Below are 14,166 nucleotides of genomic sequence, written 5' to 3'. Positions count from 1 at the left end.
AATGGGGAAAAGACGATTACCGATCACACAGCAACCGCCTTTTCTCTCTTTATTTTACAATAAGGGCATTCATATTCGCAAAGGACTTGATCTCATCCGCCAAGCTTACCATTTGCGCTAAACGATTTGCCTTTAATGACTCATTATCCGCTATAACCATTGTATGATCGAAGTAAGCATCGATCGGTTCTTTTAAGGCTGCAAGTGAAGCAAGCGCCGCCTCATAATCTTTTTTGCTGAAGTTTTCCTGCAGATTTTGCTTCGCTGTTTGGTAGGCATCAAACAGTTTTGCTTCGTATTCATTTTCAAACAGATCAGGCTGAATGTCTCCGCGGACTCCTTTTTTGCTGATAGAGATCACTCGGCCTAACGCTTCGGCTGTTTCCTTAAAGCCAGGTGCACCAAGCTTTTGCTCCAGTACTTGTGCTTTATGCAGCGCAGAGTACGGCTCAAGCTCAGAGCTTTCCAGCACGGCGTCAATGACATCATGTCTGATTTGTTCAGCATTCAAGACATATTTCAAGCGCTGAGTGAAGAAATCCAGCAGTTCATTTTCTTTATCGGTTTGAACGAAAGTAAGCAGCTCTTCAAATGAAATTCCCCAGTTGCGGTCAAGAAGAATCGCAACAATACCGCTTGCTTGGCGGCGCAGTCCGTAAGGGTCCTGGGAACCGGTCGGAATTACGCCGATAGAGAAGAATGAAGCGATTGTGTCAAGCTTATCCGCCATTGCTACAACAGCTCCGGTGAAAGTAGAAGGCGTTTCTCCGCCCGCTGATCTAGGCATATAATGTTCATTAACTGCCGCAGCCACAGCTTCATCTTCGCCAAGCATTCTCGCATACTTTTCGCCCATAATTCCTTGAAGTTCAGGGAATTCATATATCATATGCGTCACAAGGTCGAATTTAGAAATTTCAGCAGCCCGCTTCACATGTTTTAATGTATCTTTATCAGCCTGAAGACGAACGGCAAGTTTCTCTGCGATTGATGTGACTCTCCTAACCTTATCAGCAAGAGAACCAAGCTCTTCATGGAAAACGATATTTTCAAGCTTCTTCACATTTGCATCAATGTTTAGTTTCTGATCTTCTTTGTAGAAGAATGAAGCATCAGATAAACGTGCGCGCAGCACTTTTTCATTGCCTCGGGCCACATTTTCAATCGCGTGGCTGTTGCCGTTTCGGACTGTGATAAAGTGAGGCAGCAGGTCACCGTTTTTGTCTTTGACAGGGAAGTAGCGCTGATGCTCTTTCATTGTTGTGACAAGCACTTCTTCAGGAATTGACAGAAACTCGGATTCAAATGAACCGTAAAGAGCTGTCGGGTATTCTACTAAATGATTCACTTCATCAAGAAGGTCTTCGTCAACTGGAATGCTCCAATTGTTTTCAGCAGCCATTGTTTCCAGCTGAGATTGAATCATTTGCTTTCGGACGCTAGGATCAGCAATAACATGCTGTTCTTTCAGCTGCTCTTCATAAGCTGAAGGTGATTCAATTGACACTTCATGTCCGAGGAAACGGTGTCCCTGTGTTGTCCGTCCAGACTCAACGTTTGTGATCGAAAATGGAATGACATCCTGTCCAAATAATGCGACAATCCATTTGATCGGTCGGATACAACGCAAATCTTCATTTCCCCAGCGCATGTTTTTCGGGAAATGCAAGCTTGTAATTAAACCGCTCAATTCTGGCAGAAGCGACTTCGTTTCTTGGCCGGCTTGGAATTTTTGCACGAATACATACTCTATGCCTTTTACTTCTTTGATGTACAGGTCTTCCACATTTGCGCCTTGGCCTTTTGAAAAGCCGATTGCCGCTTTTGTCCAGTTCCCGTCCGCATCAAGGGCAATTTTTTTCGCAGGCCCTTTTGCTTCTTCTTTTATATCATCCTGCTTTTCTGCGACATCCTTAACGAACACAGCAAGACGTCTCGGTGTATTGAAGAGTTTCACTTCACCGTGAGTAATATTTTTTTCTTTAAGCCAGCCTGTCAGCTTGTCGCCAAGCTGAACCATGCTTTCATTCAAAAAGCGCGCCGGCATTTCCTCTAATCCGATCTCTAAAAGTAAATCCTGTTTACTCATGAGAAGAACCCTCCCCTTTAAGCATTGGGAACCCTAGTTTTTCTCGTTCCTCATAGTAGGTTTTTGCTACTTTTCTAGCTAAATTCCGCACTCTTGCGATATAGCCCGTCCGCTCGGTAACAGAGATCGCACCTTTGGCATCAAGCAGGTTGAAGGTGTGCGAGCATTTCAGCACATAGTCATATGCTGGATGAACAAGTCCGTTGTCCATTTGCTTGATCGCTTCTTTTTCATATGTGCTGAACAATTGGAACAGCATATCGACGTCTGATGTTTCAAACGTATAAACAGAATGCTCATATTCAGCCATCATGAATAAATCTTTTACTGTAAACCCTGACGTCCATTCCAAGTCAAACACGTTTTCTTTATCCTGGATATAAGACGCGAGACGCTCAATTCCATACGTAATCTCTACAGAAACGGGTTTACACTCTAATCCCCCGACCTGCTGGAAATACGTAAATTGTGTTATTTCCATTCCGTCAAGCCAAACTTCCCAGCCTAGACCCGCGCAGCCTAAAGACGGATTCTCCCAGTTGTCTTCAACAAAGCGAATATCGTGCTCAAGCGGATCAATTCCAAGAGCACGCAAGGAATCCAAATACAGCTCTTGAATGTTATCAGGTGACGGTTTAATAATGACCTGGAACTGATGATGCTGATACAGTCTGTTCGGGTTCTCCCCGTAGCGGCCGTCTGCCGGACGTCTGGAAGGCTCTACATAAGCCACTTTCCACGGCTCAGGACCGATACTGCGCAAAAATGTATACGGGCTCATCGTGCCGGCTCCTTTTTCTACATCGTAAGCCTGCATAAGCACACAGCCCTGACTGGACCAATGCTTTTGCAAGGTTAGAATCATGTCTTGAATATTCATTTCAAGCACCTCCACTTTTCTTTCATAAGTTGACTGCGGCAGCAACCAAAAAACTCCCGTCTCTATGCTTGCCAGCCGCAAACATAGGGACGAGAGTTCTCCCGCGGTTCCACCCTAGTTGCTGAGAACAAAATCCCAGCCTCTTTTTTAAAATTGCTCAAGAATGCCTTTCGTTGCGTGCTCATCCTTAGCTTACACCGCCCTAAGGTCGCTTTCATGAGGTAAACGCAAGTACTTCTTTCTCTCACTGCAACATATTTTATAATAAATGATCATATAAAAAGATGGACCAAAAGTCAACTTTTGTTTTCACCCATAAGATGTTTCATGCTTTCCATTTGATCTAAAAAGCGCTTTGATTTTAAATACAATCCCGAATATTCTTCGTAATATAAATCAATCACTTGCTTTAATTCAGCTTTTGTTTCCTCTTTTAAGGACACATTGCCGAGCCTCGACAGATCAAAATAGTAAAAGAGTCTTAACAGCCTTGCCGTTTGCGGTTTGATCGGTATCCTGTAAGGATCTTTTTCAAAACAGCGGTGGCATATAAAACCATTATCACGAACAGAGAAATGAAAGGTTCCGTCTTGGCTTTTACAATGTACACAATGATTTAGCTCAGGATACAGGCCCATGACACCGAGCATCTTCATTTGAACAATGAAGGTGATAACATCCGGATCTGTTCCTTCATTCAGCTGTTTTAATGATTCTAATATGAATTCAAATAAATAAGGATTTGGCTTTTTTTCTTCTGTGCCTCTGTCGACTAACTCAGCAATATAGGCAGCATATGCTGTTAAAAACAAGTCTTCCCTGATGCCTCTCATGCTGAGGATCATTTCCCCCTGCTGAAGCGTTCCGAGGCCCGATGTTTTTTGCATTAAGAAAGAACCATACAAAAAGGGCTGGCTGACTGCTGATAAACGGCTGTTCGGTTTTTTGGCGCCTCGTGCCATAACACCTATTTTTCCGTGTTCTCTTGTCAGTAAAGTTACGATTTTATTCGTCTCTCCGTAATCATTTGTGCGAAGAACGATTCCTTCACATTTTGTCAGCATTTCCGCACCTTCCTCAAGCAGGAGCGGCCAAGAGGTTTATAAAATTGGATAATCAAATCGGGCTAGCTCATCTTCTAGTTCTTCGGGTCTTTCCATGTTCTCTTTTTCCAGTTCTTTAAAAAGAAGATACGTATCAACATTTCCTGTTTGAGAAAATACGTTCCAGGTAAAATTCAACACAAGAAACCCACCTTTCTGTAGTTAAACTAGCTTACCTAAACTCCAAATTCTTACCTTTATCTTGACCAGATGTCCTCCATTTCATGTTAAACAAAATTTGCTAATGTATCCCTGTTCCTGTGAGATAATGACACACACAGCTAGAGATTAATATTCGTCCTCTTTAAAGCCAAAATCGCGAAGCTGGGACATTTTATTACGCCAGTCTTTCTGCACTTTCACCCACAATTCAAGGTAGACACGGGAGCCCAACAGTGCTTCAATATCCGCTCTCGCTCTTTTTCCAACCTCTTTTAGAAGGCTTCCTTTTTTACCGATCACGATGCCTTTCTGGGAATCCCGCTCGACCACAATCGTTGCCGCTACGTGCACAGAACCGTTGTCCTGCCCTTTGATGGATTCGATGGCCACCGCAATGCTGTGCGGGATTTCTTCTCTCGTCAAATGCAGCACCTTTTCCCTGATTAATTCAGAAATGATAAATCGTTCAGGGTGGTCAGTTACCTGGTCACTCGGATAGAATTGCGGCCCTTCCGGCAAATACGCTTCGATCTGCGCGAGCAAGGTTTCGATGTTATTTCCTTCTAAAGCAGAAATCGGAACAATTTCCTTAAAAGGATAACGTTTGCGGTATTCGTCAATTAGCAGAAGCAATTGGTCGGGATGAATTTTATCAATTTTGTTTACGATTAAGAATACAGGCGTAGACATCGTCTGCAATTTCTCAATGATGAATTCGTCGCCCTTCCCGTAGCCTTCCTCAGCATTGATCATAAACAAGATCAAATCGACTTCTTTTAATGTATTTTGCGCCACTTTCATCATAAAGTCCCCAAGTTTATGCTTAGGTTTATGAATCCCTGGTGTGTCAATAAAAATGGTTTGTGATGTGCCTGTCGTCAGTACTCCTTGCACCTTGTTTCTCGTCGTTTGGGGCTTATCGCTCATGATCGCGATTTTTTGTCCAATGACTCTGTTCAAAAATGTAGATTTTCCTACGTTTGGTCTTCCAATAATGGATACAAATCCTGATTTAAAGCTTTCGTTCGTCATGTAAATCCTCCGATGAAAATGCGCCTGGCAATAATTCTTCCACAGTCATTTCTTTTATTTGTCCTTGTAAATTAGTCAGTACGACAATAACGTCTTTTGTGCAAAGCTCAGAAATCACCTGTCGGCAGGCTCCGCACGGAGATACTGGTCCAGGGGTGTCAGCCGCAACGGCCAGCATCTGAAACTCTGTATCCCCTTCAGAAACAGCTTTAAATAAAGCGGTACGCTCGGCGCAATTGCACATGCTGTATGCCGCGTTCTCAATATTGCAGCCTCTGTACACTTTTCCATCCTTGGTAAGAAGAGCGGCTCCTACTTGGAATTTGGAATACGGCGCATATGCCATATCACGCGCTTTTAAAGCTTCTGTTATTAATTCTTGTCTGTTCATGTGTACATTCCTCTCTTACCTATAATGGTACCGCTATCACTTTATATTTTACATAATCGCGCGCTTTTTTTCACGCCCATTTCTAAAAATGTAAAATAAATGTAAGAATTTTCAGCCATTACAGCTTTGGCAAAAAAATAAGTAAACCAATGATACACGAAATCACGGCAAAAACGCAAACAGCCCCGGCGGCAGCGTCCTTGGCCGCTTTAGCAAGAGGGTGATGTTTGTCAGTTATTAAATCAACCGTATGTTCAATGGCTGTATTTAAAAGTTCAAGCGAAAACATACCACCTATCAAAAGGAATATAATCATCCACTCAATCATGCTGAGCTCTACAAGGAAGCCGCAAATGAGAACAGCGCAGGCGGCTGCGGCATGAAATTGGAAATTCCGCTCCGTCCGCGCTGTTTCCCATATGCCCCGGCCTGCATGCACGAAGCTTTTGAAGAATCGATTCAGCTCATTTCTATGATCTTTTGAGTCCATAAGCGTCCAGCAATTCCTTTTGCTTAGTAAACATCTCCTCTTCTTCCTCTTTCGTCATATGGTCATATCCTAAAAGGTGCAGAAATCCGTGTACAGCTAGAAATCCGAGCTCTCTTTTAAAAGAATGATTATACTCCTCTGCCTGCTCTCTTGTGCGATCGGCACTGATGATAATATCACCTAAAACCGGAGGCATTTCGGCGCCCACGATTTCGATCTCGCCTTCTCCCTCTTCTTCAAGAGCAAATGAGATGACATCTGTCGGAGCATCCTTTCCCCGGTATTCTTTGTTAATCTGATGTATGTCATCATTGGAAACAATCGTGACAGAAACTTCAGCCTGATCCTGAACGCCTTCACGCTCAGCGGCAAATTGAAGCAGATTTTCTACTTCTTTGAGCATCTCTTCTGAGACGCTTCCCGTTTCATCAACGATATCAATCAGTAAACTCATCTATTTCACCTTCTTAGTAGCCTCCGGATATTCAATCCGGGAGTGGAAAATTCCTTTTAATGTTGCACAGAGCGTTTTTGCGATTGTATCCAGCTCTTTAAATGTCAAATCGCATTCACTGAACTGTCCGTCCTGAAGCTTATCGGATATAATACCCCGGACAAGCTTTTCAATTCGTTCAGGATTTGGATTGTGCATGGATCTGACGGCCGCTTCAACACTGTCGGCCACTGATATAATTGCGGCTTCCTTTGACTGCGGCTTCGGTCCCGGATAACGGAACTCTTCCTCTGTAATCTGGTCGCCTTTTTCCTTCGCTTTATAGTAAAAAAACTTTAAAAGCGAGGTTCCATGATGCTGCTCAGCAATATCGACAAGCTCTTTCGGAAATTTATAGCTTCTCAGCATATTCGCACCGTCTGTCGTATGCGAGATAATAATATTTTTGCTCAACTGAGGTGACAGCTTGTCATGCGGATTGTCAATATTCATTTGGTTTTCAATAAAATATTGCGGGCGCTTTGTTTTTCCGAGATCGTGATAATATGCGCCGACTCTTGCAAGCAAACCATTAGCCCCAACCGCTTCACAGGCTGCCTCTGATAAATTGGCAACCATTACACTGTGATGATATGTACCTGGTGTTTCCGTCAGTATTTTGCGCAATAGCGGATGGTTAGGATTAGACAGCTCGAGCAGCCTCATGGTGGATAAAATGCCAAAGCCCGTCTCAAAAAACGGCATCAGACCGATGATCAATACAGATGAAGCAAACCCCGACACAACCCCCATGAGCATTAACGTGCCGATTTCAAGACCCGACAGCGCAGTGTTCTGGATCAATAATAAGGATAGAACGACAACCATATTAATAAACGCCACGAAAAGTCCGGTCTGCAAAATCTTTGATCTTGCATTGTGTTTTCCTAAAAATAATACACCTGAAATGCCGCTGATCAAATAATAAATCCCTATGACATAATTGAATGTTCCTGTCACACCCTGATTAAACATCATACTTCCGCAAATCGCAAGAATGATACTTCCCAAAATGGCAATGCGTTCATTCATCAGCAGTTTGATTAAGATGGCGCCGGCCGCAATGGGGACCAGATAGCCGATATTATTATACTCCATCTTCTGAAACAAACTGACAACCTCCATGATCACAAGCAAAAGTGTTGTGATTATGGAGAATAACAGAATGGATTGGTTTTTAAACTTCAGATTTTGTTTCTGTTTTTCAAAATAATATACAAGTGTTGCAATGAAAAGTCCGATCATAATCAATAGCCCGCTGATCGGTTTAAAGAGATTTGAGTTATTTAATAACCCGGTCAGCTCAAGTTTCCTGTACACTTCCCGATCAATGAGGTCATTTTCTTCCACGAGCACTTGCCCCTGTTTGATTTGAACCTGCTGGACATTATCTGAGGCTTCCTGCCGTTTTGCCTCTGTTGCTTTCGGATCGAAGACGTAATTCGGAATAATAGCAAAACGCCCGATTTCTGTCGCGGCTCCCAAGTATTTAGACGGAATAGAATTGCTCTTTAGCTCTTTTTCTACCTTATCCTTTGCATCAGATAGTTTATCCGAAGGGATTTCACTGCTCATGACCGTATTTACTGCGGTAATGACCGTATCTCTGACAAAAGAAAAGTCTTCACTGTCTGCTTTCAGCAATGTCTTAATTGAGTCCTCGGATATGGAATCATTCACATCTGACGTCAATTTATCCTTTACGGATTTGACCATTGATTTTTCCGATGGTGATTTGCTGCCTTCTTCCGATGATTTTTTCACTTCACTGATACTGTCGAATATTGATGACACAAGGTCAATCCGATTGTCTGTATATTCTTTTTTTAATGTATATTGATCTTCAACCGCGTCCTCAGCGGCTTGCTTTTTTTCCTCTGTGGCTTTTTGATCTTCTACGGTTGCCGGAGCGTAAATGGTCTTGTCGCTGACTGAAAACAGGTCTAAATCAAGTGTTTCCGGCTTAACATGTACAAAGAGCAAAGCAAACATAATGGCAGCCAGCAGAAGATACAGCAGTATATGCATGGAGCGAGCATTTTTAAAACTGCTCCATTTTTTCGAGCTGCTTTTGGTCTTAGCCTTCTTTTTCAACACAAGAACCTCCTCTTGAAACATCAAGCCCATAAGCAATCATAAAAATGACCCGATAACGCGCGATCGGGTCATTCAGCATTAATTTTGCTTATCGTATGCTTCAATAATTTTCGCAACAAGCGGATGTCTGACCACGTCTGTCTGGTCTAGCTCAATCATAGAAATGCCGTCTATTCCTTTCAGCATCTCCTTCGCTACTGCAAGTCCCGATTTGACGCCTTTCGGCAGATCAATTTGGCTGACGTCACCTGTAATGATCATTTTAGAGCCAAAACCCAGTCTCGTCAAAAACATTTTCATTTGAGCAGGCGTGGTATTCTGTGCTTCATCAAGTATAACATAAGCATCATCGAGCGTCCGCCCCCTCATATATGCGAGCGGAGCAATTTCAATGATGCCTCTTTCCATCAGACGTTCTGTATGATCTGCCCCAAGCACATCATGAAGAGCGTCATACAGCGGGCGCAAATAAGGATCTACTTTTTCTTTTAGGTCACCTGGGAGAAAACCGAGGCTTTCACCGGCTTCCACGGCAGGTCTTGTTAAAATGATTTTTTTGATATGTCCGTTTTTTAAAGCATGGACTGCTTTTACGACAGCCAGGTACGTTTTCCCGGTTCCCGCCGGACCAATGCCGAATACAAGGTCATTCCGCTTCATAGCGGCCACGTATTCCCGCTGTCCCATTGTTTTTACACGGATTGATTTGCCTTTTGCGTTTTTTGTAATTTCTTCTTCATACATGCTTTCAAAGTATTCAAGTTCATTCTTCTTTGCCATTTTGATGGCGTAAATCACATCACGTTCAGAGATCTCTATCCCCTTGCGAATTAAAGCGAGGAGCGATCCCAGCAGCCTGTCTGCAATCTGAAACGATTCATCATCGCCTGACACATAAATCGTCTCGCCGCGCGTAATGATATTTACATTCAGATCTTTCTCCATCAATTTCAAAAAAGAATCTTGGTTCCCGAAGAGTGAAAGCGCCTCGTCCGGGTTTTTCAGTTTTTGATTCATCGCAAGTAAATGTTCTGTCATTCTTCAGTCTCCCTGACAATAGGTGTGGTTTGAACGATATCTTCTATAACTTGGTAGAGAATAATCAACTTTACTTTACCATTCTCAACAGTCTGGTGCAAAACTTTTTCACTTTTCACCTCGCCGTTTTCGCCTATTTTATCCTCTACATCCTGTTTACCCAATTTAATGCCTTCTTGAACTGCTTCTTCTTTTGTATATTTTCGCAAAGCCTCTTCACTTTCTCTCGTTTGCTCTTTGACATAGGATACAGGGAGCTTAAATCCGAGAAAATGAAGCGAATGTTTTTCTTGTTCTGTTTTTGGATGCTTCAATTCCTCTTTTTTAAACGTCATCCCCCAGATCGGGATTGCCAAAGAACCAAAAGAAAGCTTGTGCTTTGTCCTTACTTTGCCCGTATAGACGTTAAATAATGTTTCAAGCGGGACTGTCACTTCTGATCTATACCAGGTTTCTCCGTAAATTTCTGCTTTTGAGGCAACTTCCTGCTGATGGTCTTCGCTGCCGATCAGTCCCGAAACAAGCAGCTGCCCCTTTTCAACATGATCGTGTATGGCGGCCATGGGCTGTCCTTTTTGCACAAACATTCTCGTAATGGTTGCTTTCTTTTTGGCGACAATATTGCGCGGGCTAACATACTTTTCTTTTTCGGGCTCATTTTTCTCCACAACTTTCATGTGAATGGTCGTCCCCTTCAGATCAACTCCGACCCAAGTGATATTGTCTATTCCATTGGTTAATGATTTCTGTATTTTTTCGGGCGACATCATTAAAAACTGCAGACGGCCCTTTTTGACGCCGATTTCATTAAGATGCTGCCTCATTTGATGTTCTGTTTCAGGCTTAGCGCCTGTCACATCAATTTTCCACACCATATTGGACAGCAAAAACAAAAGGATGAAAAAAATCGCAAAACCGATCGTAAACCCTATATTCAGCTTTGATTTCAGCAACAGGAAGGGAAATCCCTTCCGATAGATAAATCGGGCTTTACATTTAAATTTACTTCTCACCCGCCGAAAGGCATGTACATCCTGAAGCTGTATATATAACGATACGGCTTCTTTCTTTTTTTTGACATGAAAGACCGGAATCCCCTGTCTTGTGCATTCATTAAGGAGCCGCTCAATCCCTCTTCCCGTCAATTCAATCTGGACCTTACCCGAAAAAAAAGACAGCCATTTATTTTTCACAACATTTCCCCCTCGGCTTTATGACTCAACATATCGAACGACATCAATCGTACCCTCCAAAAGTATCTCTTCCGGAAGAATCGCCTTGATGACAAAATTTTTACCAGATATGATGCACTGGCCCTGCTTCAGCATCAGCCGCACTTCATTCTCACTGAAAAGCAAAAGGCCTCTGTGGTTTTCTATGTAGATATGAAGTCTGCCAACCATTGTAATCCTCGGCAGATCCATCATAACGTCCGGGGGAATTTCCAATGCTCTTGTCAGCCAAGCTTTCATACGATTCTTTCTTTGCCCCATACAAAAAGAACCCCCTTTCATCTCATATGTATGATTTGAAAGGAGGTTCTAACACTTTAATTTTTACGGGCCGGGCGCATCGTACGGTGAGGTTTTTTCGCCCGTGGAGGTCCGAACACCTCTCCTAGAACGATCCCCTGTACGACGGTGTCTTTATTCACCTGAAGCATTTTTTGTTTTGTGTATACTGTTTTTTGTTTGGCAGCAGCAAGATCTCGTTCCAGCCCTTTCAGGTTTCTTGCTGTTTCCCTGCGTCTTTCTTCCACTTCCCGTCTTGCCTGTTCCATACGGTTAGGGATAGGTGCAGGGGCATCTTCTTTTGACTGCTTTTTTTGAGGAGAAGCAGATTGCACGTGTTGAGGTTTTTTACTTTTTTGGCTGTTTTGCTTTTCTTCTTTGCTCTTTTTGCCGAAAATCGCAGAAATGATTCCGATGATCGCTGCAATAATAAGCGGATTGGTCAGTAAATCTTCCATCAGCGTTCTCCCTTCTTAGAGAGATTATGATTTGCGGTCTTCATCCGAAGGGTCTTTCGTCAGCTTGCCGAATGAATCACGCATTTCTGTGTCAGCATCGATGTTCTTGATATTCATGTAATCCATGACGCCAATATTCCCTTCACGCAAAGCTTCTGCCATCGCAAGCGGCACTTCCGCCTCGGCTTCTACCACTTTCGCGCGCATTTCTTCTACGCGGGCACGCATTTCCTGTTCTTGAGCGACAGCCATCGCACGTCGTTCTTCCGCTTTTGCCTGCGCGATGTTTTTATCAGCCTCGGCCTGATCGGTTTGTAAAATTGCCCCGATGTTTTTGCCGATATCTACATCTGCAATATCAATTGAGAGAATTTCAAACGCAGTTCCTGAGTCCAATCCTTTTCCAAGGACTGTCTGAGAAATCATGTCAGGGTTTTCAAGCACTTTTTTATGATTATCAGATGAACCGATTGTAGAAACGATCCCCTCACCTACACGAGCTACAATGGTTTCTTCCCCTGCTCCCCCAACGAGGCGCTCGATATTCGCTCTTACTGTGATTCTCGCTTTCGCTTTCACTTCAATCCCGTCCATTGCAACACCAGCAATGAACGGTGTTTCAATCACCTTAGGATTAACGCTCATTTGAACAGCTTCCAACACGTCCCGGCCTGCAAGATCAATGGCAGCACAGCGCTCGAATGTGAGTTCAATGTTAGCTCGCTGAGCGGCGATAAGCGCGTTGACGACTCTGTCAACATTACCTCCAGCCAGGTAGTGGCTTTCAAGCTGGTTTGTTCCAACATTAAGTCCCGCTTTATGGGCTTTAATCAGCGGGTTAACAACCCGATTCGGAATGACACGGCGAAGCCTCATCCCAACTAGAGTGAAAATGCTGATTTTCACTCCGGCTGCCAAAGCTGAAATCCAAAGCATTACAGGCACAAATGTAAAAAATACTGCCAAAACAATGATCGCTACTGCGACAATTGCCAGAATCATAAGTGTTGACGGATCCATATAACTTCTCCTCGTTTCTATTTAAATTTCTCTCACGACAATGCGTGAGCCTTCTACTTTAATCACTTTTACTTTTTTATCTTTTTCTGTAAACGATCCCTCCGAAACAACGTCAAGGCGTTCATCATCAATAATCACGGTACCGGAAGGACGCAGCGGTGTAAAGGTTATACCCACTTTTCCCATTAAGTCCGTGCGGGTTTGATTTGAAACGTAGCCGCTCTCCGTATTTGTAGAATCATTTAATATCAATTTCTTAAAGAATTTCATACGCTTTCCCAACACCCTTGTCAGTAAAATAAAAGCTGTAATCGAAACAGCTGAGGCGATCAAGAGAGAAACCGCCATGACAGTGAAGCTCCCCGCGGCTAAAAACAGGCTCGCAATAATCGCTCCCAAGCCCAGTAATCCAATGATTCCTCCGGGAAGAAAAATCTCAAGCAGAATGAGAATCACCCCTGCTATAAAGAGGAGAACCGTCTCATACCCGGCAAGGCCTGCTGCGAGATGCCCGTAAAAGAACAGCAATAACGCAATGAGTCCAGCCGTTCCAGGGAGGCCGACACCCGGGGAAAAAAGCTCCACCGTCAGACCTAAAAATGCGATTGTCAGCAGAATAGGGACAATGACCGGATTCGTCAGCCATCTTGCCGTCTTTTCCGCAAAGCTCTCCTTTGCGTAGCTGATCTGCGCTTTTTCGAACCCAAGCTTCTTTACGAGCGTGGACAAATTGTCAGCAGTGCCTTCTGAATAGCCTACCTCAATTGCCTTGTCTGCGTTAAGTGTCAGCAGATCTCCCTTAGGCGCGCCGACTTCCTTGGCATCTATATCTGGGTCAGCCATTGCGAGCGCATATTTTGGATCGCGGTTATTTTTCACTGCGGCATCTTCCATCTCTGCCAGCCAAAGTGATTGAGCTTTTTGGTCAGCGGCATTGCCTTGGCCATCAACAATCGCGGCGGCTCCCATTTTTCCGCCAGGCGCCATATAAATGTGATCTGCTTGAAGTGCAATATATGCACCAGCAGACAACGCGCGTTTGTTGACATATGCAGTTACGGGGATCTCGCTTTCGGTTATCAAATCGGCCATATCAATAGCAGATTTGACCAATCCCCCCGGGGTATTGATATCAAGAATAATATGGTCTGCATGTGCATCCTTTGCGTCTTGTAACGAACGGGACAAAAACGAGGCGAGACCCTGTTCGACATTTTTTTCAACCGGGATCACATAAACAGTTTGTTTTTCTGCTTTTGCGTTCAGCTGTACGCCTAATAAAGAAAGTAAAAATATACCCAAAAGAGCAGCACGGAATCCTTTGATTTGAAGCAAGGGCGGTGTATCCCTCCTTCCTTTTATAATAAGTGCCTTCTCTTCATACGTAACAAATGTATCAAAG

15 protein-coding genes are annotated in these 14,166 nt (G+C 43.5%); all 15 read right to left on the bottom strand.

Annotated elements, in window-relative coordinates:
* Window positions 1-49 precede the first annotated feature (49 nt).
* On the bottom strand, window positions 50-2,089 hold the full coding sequence (gene glyS, locus MKY10_RS09105; RefSeq protein ID WP_048655099.1) for a glycine--tRNA ligase subunit beta: 2,040 nt from the start codon (window positions 2,087-2,089) through the stop codon (window positions 50-52).
* The gene (glyQ, locus tag MKY10_RS09100; protein ID WP_003226213.1) at window positions 2,082-2,969 is read right to left on the bottom strand and encodes a glycine--tRNA ligase subunit alpha; all 888 of its coding nucleotides are present in this window, start codon (window positions 2,967-2,969) and stop codon (window positions 2,082-2,084) included. The genes glyS and glyQ overlap by 8 nt, the downstream gene beginning before the upstream one ends.
* Before the next feature lie 296 nt (window positions 2,970-3,265).
* Window positions 3,266-4,033, bottom strand: a complete 768-nt coding sequence (recO, locus tag MKY10_RS09095) for a DNA repair protein RecO (protein WP_014477369.1) — start codon at window positions 4,031-4,033, stop codon at window positions 3,266-3,268.
* A 36-nt stretch (window positions 4,034-4,069) separates the two neighbouring features.
* Window positions 4,070-4,213, bottom strand: coding sequence for a YqzL family protein (locus MKY10_RS09090; protein WP_003230053.1), 144 nt, complete (start codon window positions 4,211-4,213; stop codon window positions 4,070-4,072).
* Window positions 4,214-4,360: 147 nt separating this feature from the next.
* Entirely contained in the window at window positions 4,361-5,266 is a 906-nt protein-coding gene (gene era / locus MKY10_RS09085; protein ID WP_003230051.1) for a GTPase Era, read from the bottom strand.
* Complete coding sequence (locus MKY10_RS09080; protein WP_003230049.1) at window positions 5,247-5,657, bottom strand: cytidine deaminase; 411 nt, start codon at window positions 5,655-5,657, stop codon at window positions 5,247-5,249. Before MKY10_RS09080 ends, era begins: the two co-directional genes overlap by 20 nt.
* 118 nt (window positions 5,658-5,775) lie before the next feature.
* A complete protein-coding gene (locus tag MKY10_RS09075) occupies window positions 5,776-6,147 on the bottom strand; it encodes a diacylglycerol kinase family protein (RefSeq protein ID WP_080529555.1) in 372 nt (123 codons plus the stop codon).
* Window positions 6,128-6,601 carry an rRNA maturation RNase YbeY gene (gene ybeY, locus MKY10_RS09070; protein ID WP_003230039.1) on the bottom strand — a complete coding sequence of 158 codons (474 nt, stop codon included), beginning with the start codon at window positions 6,599-6,601 and terminating at the stop codon, window positions 6,128-6,130. The genes MKY10_RS09075 and ybeY overlap by 20 nt, the downstream gene beginning before the upstream one ends.
* Window positions 6,602-8,737, bottom strand: coding sequence for a cyclic-di-AMP phosphodiesterase PgpH (pgpH, locus tag MKY10_RS09065; RefSeq protein ID WP_015251683.1), 2,136 nt, complete (start codon window positions 8,735-8,737; stop codon window positions 6,602-6,604).
* Window positions 8,738-8,815: 78 nt separating this feature from the next.
* Complete coding sequence (locus tag MKY10_RS09060) at window positions 8,816-9,775, bottom strand: PhoH family protein (RefSeq protein ID WP_014477373.1); 960 nt, start codon at window positions 9,773-9,775, stop codon at window positions 8,816-8,818.
* Complete coding sequence (yqfD, locus tag MKY10_RS09055) at window positions 9,772-10,968, bottom strand: sporulation protein YqfD (RefSeq protein WP_015251682.1); 1,197 nt, start codon at window positions 10,966-10,968, stop codon at window positions 9,772-9,774. Before yqfD ends, MKY10_RS09060 begins: the two co-directional genes overlap by 4 nt.
* Before the next feature lie 18 nt (window positions 10,969-10,986).
* On the bottom strand, window positions 10,987-11,268 hold the full coding sequence (gene yqfC, locus MKY10_RS09050; protein WP_003226191.1) for a sporulation protein YqfC: 282 nt from the start codon (window positions 11,266-11,268) through the stop codon (window positions 10,987-10,989).
* A gap of 56 nt (window positions 11,269-11,324) precedes the next feature.
* On the bottom strand, window positions 11,325-11,744 hold the full coding sequence (locus MKY10_RS09045) for a hypothetical protein (RefSeq protein WP_015251681.1): 420 nt from the start codon (window positions 11,742-11,744) through the stop codon (window positions 11,325-11,327).
* Window positions 11,745-11,768: 24 nt separating this feature from the next.
* Window positions 11,769-12,764 carry a flotillin-like protein FloA gene (floA, locus tag MKY10_RS09040; RefSeq protein WP_003230026.1) on the bottom strand — a complete coding sequence of 332 codons (996 nt, stop codon included), beginning with the start codon at window positions 12,762-12,764 and terminating at the stop codon, window positions 11,769-11,771.
* 21 nt (window positions 12,765-12,785) lie between these two features.
* Window positions 12,786-14,099, bottom strand: coding sequence for a nodulation protein NfeD (locus tag MKY10_RS09035; RefSeq protein ID WP_003230024.1), 1,314 nt, complete (start codon window positions 14,097-14,099; stop codon window positions 12,786-12,788).
* Window positions 14,100-14,166 lie beyond the last annotated feature (67 nt).

It is taken from the genome of Bacillus sp. FSL P4-0290, assembly GCF_037975435.1.
GTDB classification, from domain to species: Bacteria; Bacillota; Bacilli; order Bacillales; family Bacillaceae; genus Bacillus; species Bacillus subtilis.
This window is presented reverse-complemented; position numbering and strand designations above follow the sequence as displayed.

What these genes read in the sequence shown, in the direction of transcription:
- glyS (WP_048655099.1), bottom strand. Translation starts at nt 2,089, where the DNA reads ATGAGTAAACAGGATTTACTTTTAGAGATCGGATTAGAGGAAATGCCG.
- floA (WP_003230026.1), bottom strand. Translation starts at nt 12,764, where the DNA reads ATGGATCCGTCAACACTTATGATTCTGGCAATTGTCGCAGTAGCGATC.
- MKY10_RS09045 (WP_015251681.1), bottom strand. Translation starts at nt 11,744, where the DNA reads ATGGAAGATTTACTGACCAATCCGCTTATTATTGCAGCGATCATCGGA.
- era (WP_003230051.1), bottom strand. Translation starts at nt 5,266, where the DNA reads ATGACGAACGAAAGCTTTAAATCAGGATTTGTATCCATTATTGGAAGA.
- MKY10_RS09075 (WP_080529555.1), bottom strand. Translation starts at nt 6,147, where the DNA reads ATGGACTCAAAAGATCATAGAAATGAGCTGAATCGATTCTTCAAAAGC.
- ybeY (WP_003230039.1), bottom strand. Translation starts at nt 6,601, where the DNA reads ATGAGTTTACTGATTGATATCGTTGATGAAACGGGAAGCGTCTCAGAA.
- MKY10_RS09060 (WP_014477373.1), bottom strand. Translation starts at nt 9,775, where the DNA reads ATGACAGAACATTTACTTGCGATGAATCAAAAACTGAAAAACCCGGAC.
- yqfC (WP_003226191.1), bottom strand. Translation starts at nt 11,268, where the DNA reads ATGGGGCAAAGAAAGAATCGTATGAAAGCTTGGCTGACAAGAGCATTG.
- MKY10_RS09080 (WP_003230049.1), bottom strand. Translation starts at nt 5,657, where the DNA reads ATGAACAGACAAGAATTAATAACAGAAGCTTTAAAAGCGCGTGATATG.
- glyQ (WP_003226213.1), bottom strand. Translation starts at nt 2,969, where the DNA reads ATGAATATTCAAGACATGATTCTAACCTTGCAAAAGCATTGGTCCAGT.
- recO (WP_014477369.1), bottom strand. Translation starts at nt 4,033, where the DNA reads ATGCTGACAAAATGTGAAGGAATCGTTCTTCGCACAAATGATTACGGA.